The 20,106-nt window shown below is 63.1% G+C and carries 17 protein-coding genes; 7 read left to right on the top strand and 10 right to left on the bottom strand.

The annotated features are described in order from the left end of the window. Positions 1 to 102: 102 nt before the first annotated feature. The 3 genes from kynU to RPF88_RS08980 form a co-directional block, all read right to left on the bottom strand. Positions 103 to 1,350: a kynureninase gene (kynU, locus tag RPF88_RS08990; protein ID WP_337122209.1), complete on the bottom strand. Its 1,248-nt coding sequence runs from the start codon at positions 1,348 to 1,350 to the stop codon at positions 103 to 105. A 77-nt stretch (positions 1,351 to 1,427) separates the two neighbouring features. Then, positions 1,428 to 2,264: a tryptophan 2,3-dioxygenase gene (kynA, locus tag RPF88_RS08985; protein ID WP_013531744.1), complete on the bottom strand. Its 837-nt coding sequence runs from the start codon at positions 2,262 to 2,264 to the stop codon at positions 1,428 to 1,430. Beyond that, positions 2,261 to 3,886, bottom strand: a complete 1,626-nt coding sequence (locus tag RPF88_RS08980) for an AMP-binding protein (protein ID WP_063167974.1) — start codon at positions 3,884 to 3,886, stop codon at positions 2,261 to 2,263. Before RPF88_RS08980 ends, kynA begins: the two co-directional genes overlap by 4 nt. 313 nt (positions 3,887 to 4,199) lie before the next feature. Between RPF88_RS08980 and RPF88_RS08975 the strand changes: the two genes are divergently transcribed. Then, positions 4,200 to 5,030: an alpha/beta hydrolase gene (locus tag RPF88_RS08975; RefSeq protein ID WP_337122207.1), complete on the top strand. Its 831-nt coding sequence runs from the start codon at positions 4,200 to 4,202 to the stop codon at positions 5,028 to 5,030. A 48-nt stretch (positions 5,031 to 5,078) separates the two neighbouring features. Here RPF88_RS08975 and RPF88_RS08970 read toward each other — a convergent pair whose 3' ends face one another. Genes RPF88_RS08970 through RPF88_RS08950 form a run of 5 tightly spaced genes read right to left on the bottom strand, consistent with a single transcriptional unit; the run spans position 5,079 to position 10,484 of the window. Continuing rightward, positions 5,079 to 6,284: a molybdopterin molybdotransferase MoeA gene (locus RPF88_RS08970; protein WP_337122205.1), complete on the bottom strand. Its 1,206-nt coding sequence runs from the start codon at positions 6,282 to 6,284 to the stop codon at positions 5,079 to 5,081. Beyond that, positions 6,284 to 6,766 carry a cyclic pyranopterin monophosphate synthase MoaC gene (moaC, locus tag RPF88_RS08965; RefSeq protein WP_064995870.1) on the bottom strand — a complete coding sequence of 161 codons (483 nt, stop codon included), beginning with the start codon at positions 6,764 to 6,766 and terminating at the stop codon, positions 6,284 to 6,286. The genes RPF88_RS08970 and moaC overlap by 1 nt, the downstream gene beginning before the upstream one ends. Before the next feature lie 2 nt (positions 6,767 to 6,768). Further along, on the bottom strand, positions 6,769 to 7,581 hold the full coding sequence (gene trpC, locus RPF88_RS08960; protein ID WP_337122204.1) for an indole-3-glycerol phosphate synthase TrpC: 813 nt from the start codon (positions 7,579 to 7,581) through the stop codon (positions 6,769 to 6,771). A gap of 3 nt (positions 7,582 to 7,584) precedes the next feature. Continuing rightward, entirely contained in the window at positions 7,585 to 8,595 is a 1,011-nt protein-coding gene (gene trpD, locus RPF88_RS08955) for an anthranilate phosphoribosyltransferase (protein ID WP_024503335.1), read from the bottom strand. Beyond that, on the bottom strand, positions 8,592 to 10,484 hold the full coding sequence (locus RPF88_RS08950) for a SurA N-terminal domain-containing protein (protein WP_013531737.1): 1,893 nt from the start codon (positions 10,482 to 10,484) through the stop codon (positions 8,592 to 8,594). The genes trpD and RPF88_RS08950 overlap by 4 nt, the downstream gene beginning before the upstream one ends. A 145-nt stretch (positions 10,485 to 10,629) precedes the next feature. Here RPF88_RS08950 and tpiA point away from each other — a divergent pair, with 145 nt between their 5' ends. From tpiA to RPF88_RS08925, 5 genes are all read left to right on the top strand, one after another. Further along, positions 10,630 to 11,397, top strand: coding sequence for a triose-phosphate isomerase (gene tpiA, locus RPF88_RS08945; protein WP_337122203.1), 768 nt, complete (start codon positions 10,630 to 10,632; stop codon positions 11,395 to 11,397). Between the two features lie 169 nt (positions 11,398 to 11,566). After that, a complete protein-coding gene (gene secG / locus RPF88_RS08940; protein WP_013531735.1) occupies positions 11,567 to 12,037 on the top strand; it encodes a preprotein translocase subunit SecG in 471 nt (156 codons plus the stop codon). Between the two features lie 209 nt (positions 12,038 to 12,246). After that, entirely contained in the window at positions 12,247 to 13,374 is a 1,128-nt protein-coding gene (locus tag RPF88_RS08935; protein ID WP_337122202.1) for a L,D-transpeptidase, read from the top strand. 137 nt (positions 13,375 to 13,511) lie between these two features. Continuing rightward, entirely contained in the window at positions 13,512 to 15,149 is a 1,638-nt protein-coding gene (locus RPF88_RS08930; protein ID WP_013531733.1) for a CTP synthase, read from the top strand. An 11-nt stretch (positions 15,150 to 15,160) separates the two neighbouring features. Then, the gene (locus tag RPF88_RS08925; RefSeq protein ID WP_337122201.1) at positions 15,161 to 15,697 is read left to right on the top strand and encodes a DUF1697 domain-containing protein; all 537 of its coding nucleotides are present in this window, start codon (positions 15,161 to 15,163) and stop codon (positions 15,695 to 15,697) included. Positions 15,698 to 15,735: 38 nt separating this feature from the next. Here the strand turns inward: RPF88_RS08925 and RPF88_RS08920 are convergent, their stop codons facing one another. Beyond that, positions 15,736 to 17,193 (bottom strand): NCS1 family nucleobase:cation symporter-1, encoded by a 1,458-nt coding sequence (locus RPF88_RS08920; RefSeq protein WP_024503329.1) that lies wholly within the window; start codon positions 17,191 to 17,193, stop codon positions 15,736 to 15,738. 239 nt (positions 17,194 to 17,432) lie between these two features. Next, on the bottom strand, positions 17,433 to 18,335 hold the full coding sequence (locus tag RPF88_RS08915; RefSeq protein ID WP_024503328.1) for a LysR substrate-binding domain-containing protein: 903 nt from the start codon (positions 18,333 to 18,335) through the stop codon (positions 17,433 to 17,435). 247 nt (positions 18,336 to 18,582) lie between these two features. On the opposite strand from RPF88_RS08915, the gene RPF88_RS08910 reads away from it, so the two are divergent. Further along, a complete protein-coding gene (locus RPF88_RS08910) occupies positions 18,583 to 20,094 on the top strand; it encodes a leucyl aminopeptidase (RefSeq protein ID WP_337122200.1) in 1,512 nt (503 codons plus the stop codon). Positions 20,095 to 20,106: the final 12 nt, after the last annotated feature.

The raw sequence follows: 20,106 nt of genomic DNA, 5'->3' as shown, positions 1-20,106 counted from the left end.
GCCAAAACGCCAACGTCAGTTGGGCATTTTGGCTGGAAATTCAGCTCTCCGTCATTTGCCAGGCAGTGAGGGCAGCGACGGCGGATCGCCGGGATCGGTGCGTCAGGTAACGGCTTCCTTGACGGCGAAACGCTGGTCCTTCCATGCACCCGTGCGCAGAATGTCTTCCAGAACCTCAACCGCCAGCCACACATCCTTGTAGCTGACATAGAGCGGCGTGAAGCCGAAACGGATGGTCGACGGTGCGCGGAAGTCACCGATCACCCCGCGCTCGATCAGCGCCCGCATGATTTGATAGCCATGGTCGTGAAGGAACGACACCTGGCTGCCGCGCCTGGTCGCGTCGCGGGTAGTCTCCAGCGTGAGACCGTAGGCGCCGCACTTGGCTTCGACGAGCTGGATGAACAGTTCTGTCTGCGCGACGCTCTTCTTTCGCAATGCCGCCATGTCGACGTCGCTCCAGATGGCAAGCGCGCCTTTGAGCGCCCGCATCGACAGGACCGGTTGCGTACCGCACAGAAAACGGCGGATGCCGGTGCCGGCAACATAACCCCGTTCGAAGGCAAAGGGCCGCGCATGGCCCCACCAGCCGCTGAGCGGCTGGCTGATATCGCCGTGGTGGCGCTGCGCGGCATAGATGAAGGCCGGCGCGCCCGGACCGCCGTTGAGGTACTTGTACGTGCAGCCGACAGCGAAATCGGCATTTGCCTGATCGAGCTCGACGGGCAGGGCGCCGGCGGTGTGGCAGAGATCCCAGACGATCAACGCTCCGGCCGTATGAGCCCTGCGCGTCAGCGCCGCCATGTCGCGCAGTTCACCCGATTTGTAATTGACGTGGTTGACCAGCACCACCGCGACGTTTTCGTCGATCAGCTCTTCGATGGTCGGCGCGTCGACACCCGCGAGGCGCAGCAGGACGCCATCCCGGGTCGAGGCCACGCCTTCGGCGATGTACAGGTCGGTGGGGAAACTGTCACCTTCGGCGACGATGGCTGACCGGCCGGGCCGCATCTCCATCGCTGCGTGCAGCACCTTGTAGATGTTGGTCGATGTCGTGTCGCAGACAACGGTCTGGCCGGCCGCGGCTCCTATCAGGCGTCCGAGTTGGTCGCCGAGTTCGATCGGCATCTCGAACCATCCGGCCGTGTTCCAGGCTCGGATAAGATCTTGGGCCCATTCCTGCGTCGCCGCCTGCTGCAGCTCGCCGAAAACGGCATGAGATGCTGCCCCCAGTGAATTGCCGTCGAGATAGATCACCCCCTCCGGCAGAATGAAACGGTCGCGCATGGCCCGCAGCGGATCCGTGGCATCCATCGCTTCGACTGCGGCGAGATCAGGAATTCCACTCATGGTCAGTCCCCGGTTGTTCGCGAAGGGTTTCCGCCACAGAGCGTCCCTTCGGTGAGCCTGTTCTCATTTCGATGATGTCAGAGCCGGGTGCGGACCGTCCACAGCTCCGGAAACAGCACGACCTCGAGCATTTTCTTCAGATACGAAGCACCCGACGTGCCGCCGGTGCCGCGCTTCAGACCGATGATGCGCTCCACCGTGGTCACGTGGTTGAAGCGCCAGCGGCGGAAATAATCCTCGAAGTCGACCAGCTTCTCGGCCAGTTCGTAGAACATCCAGTAGCGCTGCGGATCGCGGTAGATAGTCTGCCAGGCGACCAGGACCTCTTCATTCTCGGTTCGCGTCTCACGCCAGTCCGTGCGCCTGGCATCGGCACCGATGTCGAATCCGTTGCGCGCCAAAAGCAGCAACGCTTCGTCGTAGAGCGATGGCTCGGCCAGGATGGCTTCCAGCTTTCCGCTAAGGTCAGGCCGATGCTTGTGAGGGCCGAGCATGGCCAGGTTGCGGTTGCCGGCCATGAACTCGATGGCGCGATACTGCCAGGACTGAAAACCCGAGGACTGGCCGAGCGCGTCGCGAAACTCGGTATATTCGCTGGGCGTCATCGTCCGCAGCACATCCCAGGCATTGTTCAGCTGCTCGAAGATGCGCGCGACTCGCGACAGCATCTTGAAGCTCGGCTCGAGCCGGTCGGCGCGGATCGAGCGGATCGCGGCGCCAATCTCGTGCAAAGCGAGCTTCATCCACAGTTCCGAGGTCTGGTGCTGGATGATGAACAACATCTCGTCATGCGCCGACGACAGCGGCGTCTGCGCCTCCAGCACTTTCTCCAGGTGCAGATAGTCGCTGTACGACATGCGCTCGTTGAACGACATCTGTGCGCCTTCGGACGCCGGATCGTAGGGCTCGCTCAATTGACTTTCTCCGTGCGCAGCCGGAAGCGCTGGATCTTGCCGGTCTGGGTCTTGGGCAAAGCAGCAATGAATTTCACCGATCGCGGGTATTTGTAGGGTGCGATCGTCGCCTTGACATGGTCCTGCAGGCGCTTGGTGGTCAATGCGTCAGGCGCCACGCCCTGCACCAGCACGACATGCGCCTCGACGATCTGGCCGCGCTCGGCGTCCTCGGCACCGATGACAGCGCATTCGGCGACGTCGGGATGTGACAGAAGTGCGGCCTCGACCTCGGGGCCGGCAATGTTGTAGCCGGCGCTGACGATCATATCGTCGGAGCGCGCGGCGAAATGGAAGAAGCCGTCCTCGTCCTGCGTGAAGGTGTCGCCGGTGATGTTCCAGCCGTCGCGCACGTAGTCCTTCTGCCTGATATCGGCCATGTAGCGGCAGCCGGTCGGGCCGCGCACCGCCAGCCTGCCGGTCGCGCCGCGCGGTACTTCGCGCATCTCGTCGTCGACGATGCGCGCCTCGTAGCCGCCGACCGGCTTGCCGGTCGACGCGGGCTTCATGTCGCCAAAGCGGTTGGAGATGAAGATGTGCAGCATTTCGGTGGCGCCGATGCCGTCGAGGATCGGCTTGCCGGTCTTTTGCGTCCACTCTTCGAAAACCGGAGCGGGCAAGGTTTCGCCGGCTGAAACGGCAACCCGCAGCGAAGACAAATCGGCACCTTCATCCATGGCCTTCAGCATGGCGCGGTAGGCAGTCGGTGCGGTGAAGGAGATCGTCGCTTTGTAGGTCTCGATGATGTGGATCATGTTGGGTGGCGTCGCCTGCTCCAGCAGCGTCGCCGCCGCACCGAAGCGCAGGGGAAAGATAGCGAGCCCGCCAAGGCCGAAGGTGAAGGCCAGCGGCGGCGAGCCGACGAAGATGTCGTCCGGCGTCACCTCCAGGATTTCGCGGGCATAGGCGTCGGCGATGATCAGGAGGTCGCGGTGGAAATGCATCGTCGCCTTCGGCACGCCTGTCGTGCCCGAGGTGAAGCCGAGCAGCGCGACATCGTCGCGGCCGGTGTTGACGGCGGTGAATGTCACCGGCTTGTCGAGAGCGGCACGATCGAGCTCGGCATCATGGTTGGCGGTGCCGTCGAAGCCTATGACCTGTTTGAGGAAGGTGCTGTCCTTGGCGCAGGCGGTCATCTCGTCCATCAGCCTGGTGTCGCAGAGCGCGACGGTGATTTCCGCCTTGTCGACGATCTTGGCCAGTTCGCCGGCGCGCAGCATAGGCATGGTGTTGACGACCACGGCGCCGACCTTGGTGGCAGCCAGCCAGCAGGCGACCATGGCGGGGTTGTTGGCCGAGCGGATCAGCACCCGGTTGCCGGGCTCGACGCCATAATTCTCGACCAGCGCGTGGGCGAGCCTGTTCGTCCAGTCCGACAGTTCCTTGTAGGTGCGGCGGCGGCCATTGCCGATCAGGGCTGTGCGGTCGCCGAGGCCCTTCTCGACCAGCCGGTCGGTAAGTTCGACACCGGCGTTGAGGCGTTCGGGATAGTCGAAGCCGTCGAGCAGTATATCGGGCCATTGCTCCGGCGGCGGCAGGTGATCGCGCGTGAACGTGTCGATATGCGCTGAAGGCCCAAGCATGTCGCCGCTCTCCCGTCTGCTGCCTGGCCAGTGCGCAATGCGCCTTGGCTGGATGTGGTGGATCCTAAGGTCCTGCTCTGAGGAGGCTTCGTGCTGCCCATCACGCCTGCTCGGAGATGCGCGCCCGAAAGGGTGAACATCTGCAGGTGAGGGCAGCACAGCAGACCTCCCATTGTCGGCTGTTCGTACGGGCAGGATCGCACCAGTCGAAATTTGTTTCAAGCCTAAAATGTTTTTGCCCTGAGCATTGACGCATGGCGTGGCGCTGGCCATTGCTAGCGCAACAGCGATGCCGTTTTGGGGGAGGGCGCAGATGTTCGAACGTCACATCGTCGATTGGGATGATGCCTATGCCAACGGCGCGAACATTGCCGGCAGCGACCGTTGGCCAGCCGCCTGGGCCGAGCCAGCGGCAGCATTCCGTGATGCGCTCTCGGCAGAGAGCCGGGCACGGCTCGACATCGCCTATGGCGACGGGCCGCGCAATGGGCTCGATCTTTTCCTTCCCAAGGCCGCGCCCAAAGGACTGGTGGTGATTATCCATGGCGGTTACTGGCTGGAGACCGACAAGAGCTTGTGGTCGCATCTCGCCAATGGCGCGGTCGGCAGCGGCTTCGCCGTTGCGATGCCCTCCTACACGCTGTGCCCGGACATACGCATCGCAAGCATCGTCCGGGAGGTCGGGGCGGCGATTGGCAAGGCAGCGGCAATGGTTGACGGACCGCTGATGCTGACCGGACATTCGGCCGGCGGCCATCTCGCCACCCGGATGGTGACGACAACCACGCCTTTGGCGCCGGATGTGGCGCGGCGCATACGCCATGTCGTTTCGATTTCAGGTCTACACGATTTGCGTCCGCTCATGCGCACCGGCATGAACAAGGACCTGGCAATCGACGAAGAGGAGGCGCTGGCTGAAAGCCCAGCCCTGCTGCGCCCGATGGATGGCGCCCGCATCACCTGCTGGGCCGGCGGCGGTGAGCGCGCCGAGTTCCTGCGCCAGAATGCGTTGCTTGCCAACATCTGGACCGGCCTTGGCGCCACCACCAGCACCGTGGTCGAGCCCGACCGGCATCACTACGACATTGTCGACGGCCTTACCGATCCGGCGCATCCGCTGACGCAGAGCTTGATCTCCAGCTAGAGCCGAGATCACTTTCTCGTCTGTTATGAACGGCTTGCCTGGAATTCCTCAGCGCAGCATCAAAACGCTGCAAGCCTCGCCCGCGGCTGCTGCAGGGGCAAACGGCGCCCGCACGATCAGCCCGTTGGCGTCGGCCAGCATTCTCAGCATCGAGGAATCCTGAATGCCGAACGGCGTCGCCACCAGCGCGCCGTCATCTTCCCTGACCACGGCTCGAACATAGTCCTGGCGCAAATCATTGGCCGGCATTGCGGTACCCAGTCGCGCTGGGCGAATGTCCTGGCGATGGTTGCGGCCACCGAGCCGCGCCAGCAGCGGCTTCATGAACAGTTGCGAGCAGACCAGGCTTGCCACCGGGTTGCCGGGCAGGCCGATGCACCTGATATCGCCGAGGCGGCCGAACATCAGCGGCTTGCCGGGGCGCATGGCGATCTTCCAGAAGCCGAGCGTCATGCCTTCGCCGGTCAGCACATCGTGGATCAGGTCGTGATCGCCGACCGAGGCGCCACCAAGCGTCACGATGACATCCGCACCGGCCGCGACCGCTTTTTGCACCAGTTCGGCGATGGCCTCCTTGCGATCGGCGGCAATGCCGAGATCGAGCGCGCGGGCGCCGACCGAGTGTGCGGCGGCAGCGACGCCATAGGCATTGGACGAGATGATCTGATCCGGGCCGAGATCACTGCCCGGCGGCAGCAATTCATCGCCGGTGGCGATGATGGCGACCAGCGGTCGTCTTACCACCTTGACCTGGGGATGGTTGGCCGATGCTGCCAGCGACAGTGCCGCCGGGTCGAGCAAACGGCCTCTTTCGAGCAGCACATCGCCTGTTGAAAAATCGAGCCCGATGCGGCGGATATTGCGCCATTGCGCCGTCGGCTCGGTCACTTCGATTTCGCCGCCGCCGAGGTCGTGGACATTCTCCTGGATGACGATGGTGTCGGCGCCTTCGGGCAGCGGAGCGCCGGTGAAGATACGCACCGCTTGTCGCTGGCCGACCGTGCCGTCAAAGCCGCGCCCGGCAGGCGCCATGCCGATTACCGATAGTTTCGATGGTACCGACGCCACGTCGGCGGCTCGAGCGGCATAGCCATCCATGGCGGAAGCGTTGAAAGGTGGCTGGGTACGGAGTGCCACGACCGGTTCCGCCAGAACACGATCCACCGCCTCGAACAGAGGAACGCTTTCGCCGGCTAGAGGTGCCGCACCATCGAGCAGGCGCTCAAGCGCCTCCGCGATAGGAACCAGCGCCATCAGGAGCTCGCCTTGTAGTCACCCGACTTGCCACCGGTCTTTTCGACCAGGCAGATGCCGGTGATGACCATGGCGCGGTCTACTGCTTTGGCCATGTCGTAGATGGTCAGGCAGGCTACCGAAGCGGCCGTCAGCGCTTCCATCTCGACGCCCGTCTTGCCGGTGACGCGGGCTAGTGCGGTGACCTTCAGGCCAGGTAAAGCGTGGTCCGGCTCGATGTCGACGGAAACCTTGGTCAGCAGCAGCGGATGGCAGAGCGGGATCAGCTCATGCGTCTTCTTCGCCGCCATGATGCCGGCAATGCGCGCGGTGCCGAGCACGTCACCCTTCTTGGCGTTGCCGGCGAGGATCATCTTCAGCGTCTCGGGCTGCATCGCGACAAAGCCTTCGGCGATCGCCGTGCGCGTTGTTTCTTCCTTGTCGCCGACATCGACCATGTTGGCCTCGCCCTGCGCGCCGAGATGGGTCAGGCCTGATACCATCGTCAGATAGCCTCGGCCAAAGCCTTGCCTGTCAGAAGCAGGCGCGTCGCGGTGGTGACGTCCTGTTGCCGCATCAGGCTCTCGCCGACAAGAAAAGTGCCGATGTCGCTCTTTTGCAGCCTGAGGCAGTCGTCATGGGTGAAAATACCGCTTTCGCTGACCAGCAGGCGGCCGCCCGGCACCATGGGTGCCAGCCGCTCCGACGTTTTAAGGCTGGTCTCGAATGTGCGCAGATTGCGGTTGTTGATGCCGATCAGCCGCGACGACAGTTTTAGCGCGCGCAGCGTCTCGGCCTCATCATGCACCTCGATCAGCGCATCCATGCCGAGTTCGAATGCCGTTGCCTCAAGCTCGCTCGCCAGGGCGTCGTCGACGCTGGCCATGATGATCAGGATGGCATCCGCGCCCCAGGCGCGGCCTTCGTAGACCTGATAGGGATCGAACAGGAAATCCTTGCGCAGCGCCGGCAGTGCGACGGCGGCTCGCGCCCGGGTGAGAAATTCCGGCGCGCCCTGGAAGGACGGTGCGTCGGTCAGCACCGAAAGACAGGCAGCACCACCCTCGGCATAGGCCTGCGCCAGCGCCGGCGGATCGAAATCGGCGCGGATCAGCCCCTTGGACGGGCTTGCCTTCTTGATCTCGGCGATCAGCGCAAAGGCGCCGGATTTGCGCTTCGCTTCGAGCGCGGCAAGAAAGCCGCGCGGTGCGTCCGCGTCCTTGGCTCGCGCCTTGATTTCGGCCAGCGGCACACGTGCCTTTGCCGCCGCGATCTCGTCGCGCTTGTAGGCCTCGATCTTGCGAAGAATGTCAGACACGTTTTACCCGTTCGAAATCTCGACCAGCCTGTCGAGCACTTGCAGGGCCCGGCCGCTGTCGATGGCTTGCGCGGCGAGCGCGATGCCGTCGGCAAGCGTCGTCGCCTTGCCCGCCACCACCAGGCCGGCGCCGGCATTCATCAGCACGGTGTCGCGATAGGCGCCGGCAGCGCCGCCCAACATATCGCGCAAGGCTTTGGCATTGTAGTCCGCATCGCCGCCACGCAGTTCGTCCCTGCTGTGGCGCGGCAACCCGACCGCTTCAGGCGTCAGGGTGAAGCTGCGGATCTCGCCGCCGATCAGTTCGGCGACCTGCGTCTCGCCGGTGGTGGTGATCTCGTCATAGCCGTCGCCATGAGCAACCCAGGCATGCTCTGCACCCAGTGCCTTCAGCGTCTCGGCAACCGGCAGGATCCATTCCGGCAGGAACACACCGACCAGCTGCCGCTTGACGCCAGCTGGATTGGAGAGCGGCCCGAGCAGGTTGAAGATGGTGCGGGTGCCGAGTTCGACGCGGGTCGGACCAACATGTTTCATCGCTGGATGGTGCGCGGGCGCGAACATGAAACCAATGCCAGCCTCGTGGATGCAGCGGCCGATGAATTCGGGCGAGATGTCGATCTTGACGCCGAGCGCAACCAGCACGTCGGCGGCTCCTGTCAGCGAGGACAGGCCACGATTGCCGTGCTTGGCAACCGGCACACCACTGCCGGCGATGACAAAGGCCGATCCCGTGGAAATATTGACGCTGTGGGAATTGTCCCCGCCGGTGCCGACGATATCGATGGCGCCGTCCGGCGCGTCGACTTGCAGCATCTTGGCCCGCATGGTGGCGACGGCGCCGGAAATCTCGCTCACCGTCTCGCCGCGCACGCGCAGCGCCATCAGGAAACCGCCGATCTGGCCGGGGGTCGCATCACCCGACATGATGATGTCGAAGGCCTCGCGCGCTTCCTCGAAGGAAAGCGCGCTACCGGTCGCGATCTTGGCGATATGGGTTTTCAGCGCGCTCATCTTGTCGAGGCTTGGGCGACGGCGGCCTGGTCGACGCGAACGTCGTACTGCGTCTGCAACTGCGCCACCAATTGGTCGAGCAGGTCGTCCGACATGCCGGAGGTGAAGGATTTCTGTGCGTCATCCGGCACCGAGCTGGCATCGGCCCCGGCGGGCTCGAACACTTCGGCGACCTTGTACAGGATCTGCCCGTCGCCGGTAGGCGAGGGGATCAGGCCGGTACCGCCTTCGCCGACTCCGAACATCGCTGCGGCACCTTCCTTGCCGAAATCGACGTCGTCAGCCTCGCGCTTGACACCGCGCTTGGTCTGCTTTTCCAGCTTCAGTTCGCTGGCAATGACATCGAGCGTTGCGCCGGCCTTGAGCCGCTTTTCCAGCTCGTCAGCCTTGGCGGCGAGCCGCTTGCTTGTTTCCGCCGCCGTCCAGTCGGCCACGACTTTCTGACGAACCTCATCCAGCGTGCGGTCGCGAGCCGGCGTGATGGACGCCACCTCATAGAAGACGAAGCCGTTGTCGGCTGTGGTCAAGGCATCGTTTTCCGTGTTGGGTTCGGCGTCGAAGACGGCTTTGATCAGCTCCGGCGATTGCGGCAGGTCCTTGACGATGCTTGCATCTGGCCGCAGTCCACTGCGATCGATGGCATCGATGGTGACGACCTTCAGCTTCAGCTTGGCCGCGGCGTCGGCCAGCGAACTGCCGGCGGCGCGGGTGTCATCGTAATTGTCGCGCACGTCCAGAAGGATGCGGCTTGCCTCGCCCAGCGCCAGATCCTTGCGGATCTGGTCGGACACCTCGGCCAGCGGCTTCACCACTTCGGGCTTGATCTCGGTGACACGCAGCAGCACCGGACCGAAGGCGCCCTGCACGACCTGGCTGACTTCATTGGCGTTAAGCGCGAAGGCGGCGTCGGCGACCGCCTTGTCGGCGATCTTGTCCTTGGCAAGCGTGCCGAGCAACGTGTCGGCCGGGGTCTTGCCTTCCGCCGTGACCAGCTTGTCGAAAGTGGCGCCTGCCTTGAGCGAATCGAGCGCGGCCTTGGCCGCATCCGGCGTCTTGAACACGAGCTGCTCGATGGTGCGCAATTCCGGCGTGGTGTAACGCGCCTTGTTCTTGTTGTAGTCGTCGCTGACCTGTTGGTCGGTGACGGCGGTCGGATCCATGATGTCGACCGGCTCGAGGCGGACATAGGAGAATTTGCGGTATTCGGGTGCCGCATATGTCTTCTTGTTGGCTTCGAAATAGGCCGAAAGCACGCTATCGGATGGCGCCGCTATCGGCTCCACCAGTGCCTTGGGCAGCGTCAAATAGTCGATGGTGCGGTCTTCGCCGCGATAGAGCGCAACTGCCTTGAAGAAAGTGTCCGGAGCCTTGAGGCCGTCCGAGACCGCCTCGACAATCTGCTGGCGCACCGCCACCTGAGCACGGTTCTTCAAATAGTCCTCGGGTCGCATGCCAATCTGCTGCAGCATATATTCGAACGTTCTGCGATCGAACTGGCCGCCCGGGCCTTTGAAGGCCGGGTCTTCGCGTGTCAGCTCGGCCAGCCGGTCCTTGGAAAGTCCGAGGCCCAGCTTGCGGGCCTGTTCATCGAGAACGGCACCCGAGACGAGCTGCGCCAGCACCTGGTTATCGACACCGAGCGCCTTTGCCTGTTCGTGGCTGAGACGTTGGCCGAACTGCTGCGACATGACGGCGAGCTGGCGATCATAGGCGAGACGGTATTCGTTGATCGACACTTTGGTGCCGCCAGCGGTTATCACCGAATCATGGCCGGCCAAACCGCCCATCAGCCGTCCGGAAACGCCCCAGACCAAAAAGCTGAGCACCAGCAGCACCAACAGCCCCTTCGCGACCCAGGTGCCTGCCGCGCTTCTCAATATACCAAGCATTTTTACTTCCGATTTATGCGCATTTTCGCATGCGCCGAGTCTGAAACAAGCGCAATAGCGCCCTTCCGGCCCACTGTCGATTGCTTTGTGGCCTGATTTTGGTAGTGAGGGCCAGAGCCCCGATATCATCCGGAGAAGCAAACCCATGACGCCAGGAATTCGCCCGCTCGTCGCCGGCAACTGGAAAATGAACGGCACCAGCGCCTCCCTCAACGAGCTCAGGATGATCGGCAACGGCTTCATGAGTGGGCTTGACGCGGAGACCGAAGCGCTGGTTTGCGTTCCCGCAACCCTACTTGCCCACGCCGCCGAGATCCTGTCGCACACGCCGGTGCATGCCGGCGGCGAAGATTGCCACACCAAGGAGAGCGGAGCCTACACCGGCTGCATCTCGGCGGAAATGCTCAGGGATGCCGGTGCGAGCCATGTCATCGTCGGCCATTCCGAATGCCGCGAGCAACGCGGCGAGGATGACGCCACTGTCCAGGCCAAGGCATCCGCCGCATGGCGTGCCGGGCTTGTTGCCATCATTTGCGTCGGCGAAACGCATGAGCAGCGTGAAGCGGGCGCCATGCTGGACGTGCTGTCGCGGCAGGTCGAGGGCTCGGTCCCGCCAAGCGCCACCCCGTCCAACACCATCATTGCCTATGAGCCGGTATGGGCGATCGGCACCGGCCTGACGCCGACGGCGGCCGACGTCGCTGCGGCACACGCACATATCCGCGAAAAGCTGTCGGAAAAGCTCGGCGGCGTCGCGGCGAAGGTGCGCATTCTCTATGGCGGCTCGGTCAAGCCCTCCAACGCGGTCGAACTGCTCGGCGTCAGGAATGTCGACGGCGCGCTGGTTGGCGGCGCCAGCCTGAAAGCGGCGGACTTTCTCGGCATCGCCGAGGCCTATCGCAATATTGCTTGAAGACATTTCCCCGCCGGACAGGGCTTCCGGTGCACGAAATCGTTGCAAAGGACGGGTTGCTTCCCATATTCCGGCCACGGGCTTGGAAATGCCGTCAAAGCATTGTATTGAGCCGCCTCCAATTCACCGGTCGTGTCCGCGGCCGGGCAAGGCCTTGCCAGGATAAACTATGGAAACCGTACTGATCGTCATCCATCTCATGGTCGTGCTCGCCCTTGTCGGCGTGGTGCTGCTGCAGCGTTCCGAAGGCGGTGGCCTCGGCATCGGTGGCGGGTCCGGCTTCATGACCGCGCGTGGTGCGGCCAATGCGCTGACGCGTGCGACGGCGATCCTGGCGGCTGCCTTCTTCGCCACCTCCTTGACCCTGTCGATCGTCGCCCGCTACGGCGAAAAGCCGATCGATATCCTGGACCGCGTGCCGGCGACCTCGGACGGCGCCGGCAAAGGCGTGCTCAACCAGTTGCCTGGAACCACAACTCCGGCGCCCGCGGGCACCACCACGCCGACGCCGCCTTCCGGCAACGATGCTTCGGCTCCTGCGACTGCCCCGGCCACTGCGCCTGCCGCCGGCTCGACGCCGCCGGCGACCAACGGCACGGCTCCCGCCGCACCGGCGACCCCGCAGGTTCCAAACCAGTAGTCCTCGGTGCCTGAACCGCGATCTGTGGTCGTTTGAACACAGTCGCGGCAAATGCAGCGAGATCACGAAGATTCGACGGGGTGAGGCATGGCCCCACGCTTGAGGCGGCCGCGCTTATTCGACTATAGATTGCACGCGGCATTTCCGGCGCCCTTGGGGGGCGCTGGGCGACGCCGTGGCAACAAGCATAGAACGATCGGATCTTCGCCATGCAGCTTCGCAGCTTCATTTTCCTGGGACTTTGCGCCGCACTCGGCGTGAGTTCCCCCGCTTTCGCAGGCGTTCCGGCCAATATGGCCGCACAGCCTTCGGCTGAAACAACTTCTGCCATCAACGTCGCCGTCAAGAGTGATGCGTCGCAATTGAAGCTTCTCAAGAAGAAGAAAAACCCGACGCCCGACGACCTCGCCCAGATCAAGAAGATCGAGGCCAAGATCGTTGCCGACAAGGAAGCCGCCAAAGCCAAGGCGCTCGAAGCCAGGAAGCTGGCAATGCGCGAGGCGGCAAAGGCCAAGGCCGACGCGGAACGGCAGGCGTTCCTTGCCAAGAAGGGCAAGAGCGCGCCGGCAACCGAGGTGGCCGATGCCAAGCCGGCCAGGAAGCAGGCTGCCAAGATCATCGAGCCTATCGAACCGATAGCGCCGATCCAGTCGGCCGAGCCGCTTCCGGCGGAGGCCATGAACGTCGCCCTGACCGGCAACAATGGCGAACTGCGCAGCGAAGTCATCGGCCAGAAGAAGCCGAGCGGCGGCGGCCTGTTCGCCGGCCTTTTCGGCGGGACGTCGTCCGGCTCCTCGATAAGCTATCTTCCCGAGACGCGGGCTCTCGATCAGGCTCTCGCCAAGAGGGAGGCCAAGAAGCAGTTCAAGGTGAAGCCGGAATTCGTGCCGCAGGACGTGGAATTCACTGGTTACGATGCCGGCACCATCGTCATCGACACCAGCGCGCGGCGCCTTTACCTCGTCGAATCATCTTCCACCGCGCGGCGCTACGCCATTGCGGTCGGTCGCGAGGGCCTGCAGTTCAAGGGCACGGTCGCGGTCGGCGACAAGCAGGAATGGCCGCGCTGGATCCCGACGCTGGACATGCAGAAGCGCGAGCCGAAGCATTACGGCCAGTATAAGGACGGCATGCCTGGCGGTGGCCAGAATCCGCTCGGCGCCCGCGCCATCTATCTCTATGACGGCAAGAAGGACACGCATCTGCGCATCCACGGCACCATCGCGCCGCAGTCGATCGGAACCAGCGCCTCTAATGGCTGCTTCCGCATGATCAACGAGCACGTCATGGACCTCTACAGCCGCGTCAGGGTTGGCACCAAGGTCGTCATCATCTGACGTTTTCGTCATCCTGCCGAAAGGGCCGGCTCAGCCGGCCCTTTTGTTTTGCCCTGTTCACGATCCGAGCGCCTTCTTGGGAAAAAACCTTCGCGGTGGTTTTTTCTCTGGCGGAATCAATCCGGCCGCGTTAAGCGATGACTCCCATGGCGCGATATGTATTCATCACAGGCGGCGTGGTTTCCTCACTTGGAAAAGGCATTGCCGCAGCGGCCCTTGGGGCTCTCCTGCAGGCGCGAGGCTATCGCGCACGCATCAAAAAACTCGATCCCTATCTCAATGTCGATCCGGGGACGATGTCGCCGTACCAGCATGGCGAGGTTTTCGTCACCGACGATGGTGCGGAAACCGATCTTGATCTTGGCCATTACGAGCGCTTCACAGGCCGCTCCGCCAACCAGCAGGACAACATCACCACCGGCCGCATCTACAAGAACATCATCGAGCGCGAGCGGCGCGGCGACTATCTCGGCGCCACCGTGCAGGTCATCCCCCACGTCACCGACGAGATCAAGAATTTCGTCCTCAACGGCAATGACGACTATGATTTCGTGCTGTGCGAGATCGGCGGCACGGTCGGCGACATCGAGGCGATGCCGTTCCTGGAGGCTATACGCCAGCTCGGCAACGACTTGCCGCGCAACAATGCCGTCTACGTGCATCTGACGCTGATGCCCTATATCCCGACGGCCGGTGAGCTGAAGACCAAGCCGACTCAGCATTCGGTCAAGGAACTGCGCGGCATCGGCATCGCGCCCGACATCCTGCTGGTCCGCGCCGACCGCGCTATCCCCAAGGAAGAGCGCAGAAAACTGTCGCTGTTCTGCAATGTGCGCGAAAGTGCCGTGATCCAGGCGCTCGACGTGCCGCATATCTACGACGTGCCGATGGCCTATCACAAGGAAGGGCTCGATTCGGAAGTCCTGGCCGCCTTCGGCATCGATCCGGCGCCGAAGCCGCGTATGGAGCCGTGGCAGGCGGTGTCCAACCGCATCCACAATCCGGAAGGCGAGGTGACCATCGCCGTTGTCGGCAAATATACCGGCCTCAAGGACGCCTACAAATCGCTGATCGAGGCGCTGTCGCATGGCGGCCTGGCCAATCACGTCAAGGTCAAGCTCGACTGGATCGAATCGGAGATCTTCGAAAAGGAGGATCCGACGCCGTGGCTGGAAAAGGTGCATGGCATCCTGGTTCCCGGCGGCTTTGGGGAGCGCGGCTCGGAAGGCAAAATCCTGGCGGCGAAGTTCGCGCGTGAGCGAAAAGTGCCGTATTTCGGCATCTGCTTCGGCATGCAGATGGCCTGCATCGAGGCGGCGCGGTCGCTGGCCGGCGTCGAGCATGCGTCTTCGACCGAGTTTGGTCCGACCGAGGAACCGGTCGTCGGCCTGATGACCGAATGGCTGAAAGGCAACATGCTGGAGAAGCGCCGCGAAACCGGCGATCTCGGCGGCACGATGCGGCTCGGCGCCTATCAGGCCGAGCTCGCCAAGGGTTCCAAGATCGCCGAAATCTATGGCGACACGCAGATTTCCGAGCGCCATCGCCACCGCTACGAGGTCAATGTCGACTACAAGGAGCGGCTTGAGGATTGCGGCCTGGTGTTCGCCGGCATGTCGCCCGACGGCGTGCTGCCGGAAACAGTCGAGTATCCCGACCATCCCTGGTTCATCGGCGTGCAGTATCATCCGGAACTGAAAAGCCGACCGCTCGACCCGCATCCGCTGTTCGCCAGTTTCATCGAGGCAGCGGTGGAGCAGAGCCGGCTGGTGTAGGCCGGTCGGCCATGCAGACCTATGTCGCGCTGCTTTACAGCATCATCCTGGGCGAGGGCCGCCGGGTCGTCATGGCCGATCTCAAGGCCATGGCGGAAGATCTCGGGCTGAAGAACCCGCGCACCCTGGTGGCGACCGGAAATCTGGTCTTCGAGGCGCCGGCAACTGATGTTGCCGACCTTGAACAGCGGCTGGAGGCAGCCTTCGAAAAAACCTTCGGCCGCCATGTCGACATCATCGTGCGTGGTGCCGAGGACTGGCTGAAGCTTGCCGCCGGCAATCCGTTCCCGGCCGATTCGGCCAAAGCAGGCGATCAGGTAGCCGTACGGGTGATGCGCAAGCCTGCGCCCGTGGAGGCCGTGACGGGGCTCCAGGCCTATGCCGGCGAGGATGAAAAAGTGACTTCGGTCGGCGGCGACATCTGGGTCGTCTTTTCGCGCGAGAGGCCAAGCTCGCGGCTGCTTGCGGCGATGAATCACAAGCGCATGGGCACGGGCACGTCGCGCAACTGGAACACGGTGCGCAGATTGGCCGAGATGCTCGGGTAGGTTTTGGGGCGGCTCTCGCCGCCCCAAAATTCACCTTGTCAGGCCTTCGCGGTCCTGGCGCCGGCGCCCAAAGCGGCGGTGCGCAGCACGTAGTAGATGATGCCGGCGATCGCCACGCCGAAGAACCAGCCATAGACACCCCACCAGGACGGCAGCCAGTTGGTGAAGTTGGGCAGGATCGACGAGAAGATGGCGCCGATGCCGGCGGCGATGAAGGCGTTGACGTGCCAGCCGCCCTGGAAGCGGAATTCGCCATCTTCGCGATAAAGCGCCTCGACGTCGACCTCACCCTTCCGGATCAGGTAGTAGTCGACCATCATCACCCCGAAGATCGGCCCCATCGTCGCGCCGATGATGTTGACGAAGGAAGCCGCACTGCCTTCCCATGGCGCGAAGGGATAGAGCAGCAGGGCGATCACGGCCGCGATATAGCCGCCCTTCTTGAAGTCGATCTGCCTGGGAAAGACATTGGAGAAGTCGAAGGCCGGCGAGACGAAGTTCGCCACCACGTTGATGCCAAGCGTCGCAACTGCAAAGGTCAGGGCAGCAAGCGCCGCCAGGAACCAGCTGTCGAATTTCGCCGAGATCTGGTCGGGATGCAGCAGCACCTCGCCATAGACGTCAAAGGCGGCAATGGTGGTGACGCCGGCCACCAGAGAAAACAGGATCAGGTTGATCGGCAGGCCCCAGATGTTGCCCTTGCGCAGCGATGCCTTGTCAGGCGCGTAACGGGCGAAATCGCAGAAATTGAGATAGAGCGCCGAGAAATAGGTGACCCAGATCGCGGCCACCGCAAACAGCGAGGTCCAGGAGCCAGGCGTGCCGGGCACGCCCGCATCCTTCGTCTTGTCCAGCAGCACGTCCATCGGGATGTCGCTGGTGAAGGCAAATCTCCCGGATTTGACACAGAGATAGATCGCCAGGATCAGCATCATCACCCACACCGCGGGGCCGGCCCAATCCTGGAAGCGGCGGACCGTTTCCATGCCGTTCTGGATGATCAGCAATTGCAGCCCCCAGATGACCACGAAGCAGATCACCTCCAGGCCGGTATGACCGAGGAAGTGCGTGCTGGCGTTGAAATCGGCGAACCATTGCGTGCGGATCAGCAGCGCCACGATCGCGCCCGAGGCGGCGGCAGTCTGCGCGCCGTACCAGAAGCAGGCGACGACGGCGCGCACCAGCGCCGGTATGTTGGCGCCCCAGATGCCGAAAGAGGCGCGGGCAAGCACGGGGTAGGGCACGCCCGTCTTCACGCCGGCATAGCCGACCATGTTCATCAGCGCGTAGATGATCAGCGAGCCGATGCCTATGGCGATGATGAAATTGACGAAGCCGCCGCAGAACAGGAACAGACTGGCGGCAAGATAGTAGCCCCAAAGGCTGTGGACGTCCGACGTCCAGACGTTGAAGATCGAGAATGGTCCCCAGTTTCGAACTTTGGCCGGAGCCAGATCCTCGTTGTACAGATCAGGTGAAGCACCCTGTATCGTCATGGCAATGTTCCCCTTTTGCAGCACGCGCCCTCACGCGTTGGCCGCGTGCAGGTTAAGCCTGCCGCAGGGGAACCGACAAGCAACCTATTTGCCGGCTTTGGCCTTAAAGATATTCAATGAGAACTGCGATTATCGATGCAAGGCGATGGTGGGTCATCGCTGGACCACGGATGAGTCGAGGTTCGACGCGGGGATTCCAATCTGAAGCGGTGGCTCCCGACATTTTCGGTTGGGGGCATCTAAGCGATTGCCATCACCTGCTTGTGGTCCGCGACTTCGGCGAGCAGCCAATCCTGAAACAGACCGGTGCCTGGCTTGTTGCCGATGCTGCGACGCTGATGCAGGTAAATGCCGGCCGGATAGGTGTGGCGGGCACGGAACGGCGCGACCAGCTTGCCTTGCTGCAGAAAATCTTGCGCCATCATCGTGTCCGCAAGCGCTATTCCGGCGCCATTGATCGCTTCGCGCATGATCAAGGTGCAATCATCCAGTGTTGTGCTGGATTTTGGCGTCGTTTCCAGAACGCCTTCCTGCTCCAGCCAACGCTTCCATCTCATGGTTTCGCATTCATGGATCAGATGATGATTGACCAGATCGGCCGGCGATCGCAGCGGCACAGGCCCCTCCAGAAGCGAAGGCGCACAGACCGGCGTCAAAAGCAGCGGGATCAGCAGCGTCAGAGCCGGGCCGGCCTTGTAGACGAATTCGTCGACAATGGCCAAATCGAAGTTGGCGCGCTTGCCTGAAGTGGAGATCTCCAGATCCACCGACGGATGCAACCGGCGAAAGTTCGGCAACCGGTCCGCCAGCCAAAGGTTCAGAACGGTGGGCACGCACAAGACCCGGACACGTTGGATCTTGCCGTGGCGCGACCCCTCGGAGAGGCTGACGTCATCGGTGGCGCGCCAGATCGCTTCGAACGCCTCCGAGAGGCTGCGCGCATAGTAGGAGCCCCTTATGGTTGGCGTTATCTGGCGAAAACCGCGTTCGAACAGGTCTTGGCCAAGATTTCGTTCAAGCGCGCGGATGTGCCGGCTGACAGCCGAGGGTGTCAGATGCAGTTCTTCCGCCGCGTCCTTGACGCTGCCAAGGCGAGCGGCGGCCTCGAAAGCGCGCATGCCATTGAGTGAGGGAAGGGCCATTGGCCGATCATGAATTGTCAGTTGAGTTTTTGTCAATCGACATGGGCAGAATTCGCGTTTGATCGCCTGCCCTGTTAGGAGATACCCAGAAGACAAGAGCAATTAAGTCGTCTCAAGAAAGCGACTATTTGGGGACCGGCATTATACCACGAACGGCGGAGACCGGCTTGACCAGTCTCCACCGGGGTGAGCGAAGCGTTGCTCGCTACCCGGCTGGTATTGCCGCAATCGGAGAGAGCGCCAGCCTATGCCTCAATCGCCAGCGCCGGTTTTCGAGACCGCGGACGAGATTTCCGCCGCCTCCGTCGTCGTGATCTTGCAAACTGCCCAAACAGGCTTCGGCCCGCGGGCGTCCACCCTGGATGCCGAGATGGGCGGGATTCTCTCGCGCGCCTGCTCCGACCCGGCCGCCTTGGCCGAATCCGGCACCTGCATCGATCTTATCGCCCCGCAGTCCGTATCGACCAAGCGCGTGGTCATTCTAGCCCTGGGCAAAGCTGAAGCCGTAACCACCCTGTCACTGGCGCGCGCCGGCGGTCTGCTTGCCGCGCATCTCGAGGGCAAGGGGGAATGCGCGGCCACCCTGGTCCTGGACCCGATCGCCGGCGTTGACCTGCCCGGCGCCGAAATCCTGGCGCGTGTCGCGCTTGGCATGCGGCTGCGCCGCTATCGTTTCGACATGCGCAACCGGCGGCAAGGGGCGGGAGCGGATAGAACCTTGCGGGTGAAACTGGTAGGGGCTCGCGGCCCGGATCTGACAGCGGCGCTGGCGCGGATCAATGCCATCGCCGACGGCGTCGAATATGCACGCACCTTGGTCAACCTGCCGCCGAACCACCTCCATCCCGACAATTTCCACGATCATCTTGAGCCCCTGCGTGAAGCCGGCATCGACATCGAAATGCTTGATGCCGCGCAACTGAAGGAGCTCGGCATGAACGCGCTTCTTGCTGTCGGATCGGGCTCGGCGCGCCCGCCGCGGGTCGCTGTCCTGCGCTACCGGGGCAAGGGTGCTCCCGCCCAACCACTCGCTTTCGTCGGCAAGGGCGTCTGCTTCGATTCGGGCGGCCTCTGCATCAAGGGCGGAGCGCAGATGTTCGACATGAAAGCCGACATGGGCGGAGCGGCCGCTGTGGTCGGCCTGCTGATCGCACTCGCCCGGCAAGGCAGCCCGGTACACGTTGTCGGTGTTCTCGGCATTGCGGAGAACATGCCATCCGGCACGGCGCTCAAACCGCGCGACATCATCACGACGGCGTCCGGACAGACAGTGGAAGTGTTCGACACGGATGCGGAGGGACGCCTGCTTCTGGCCGACTGCCTCCACTATGCAGCCACGCGCTTCAACCCTTTAGTGATCGTCGATCTGGCAACGCTGACCTATTCGGTGACGCGTGGGTTGGGGTCGATATTCGCCGGCCTGTTCAGCACCGACGATGCCATCGCGTCACAGATGATCGCGGCCGGAGAAACGGTCGGCGAGCGGTTCTGGCGGCTGCCGCTCGATCGGGCCTACGACGAGGGCCTGCAATCGCCGTTCGCGGACCTGCGGCATCATGCCAAGGATATGGAAGATGGCGATGCTCCCTATGCCGCAGCCTTCCTGCGCCATTTCACGGAAGATCGCCCCTGGGTGCATCTCGACATCGCCAGCAAGGAACTGACCGACACCGATCGGCCGCTCGGTAGGCAAGGTGCCACGGCATTTGGCGTGCAGATGCTGGAAGAGTGGGTGCAGGTCACCCGTAACATGAGTTAGGCGCCTGCCGCC

The sequence above is a fragment of the Mesorhizobium sp. ISC11 genome (assembly GCF_037162595.1).
Classification (GTDB): domain Bacteria; phylum Pseudomonadota; class Alphaproteobacteria; order Rhizobiales; family Rhizobiaceae; genus Mesorhizobium; species Mesorhizobium ciceri.
Note: the sequence above shows the minus strand (reverse complement) of the source record. Positions and strands in the feature narration are given on the sequence as shown.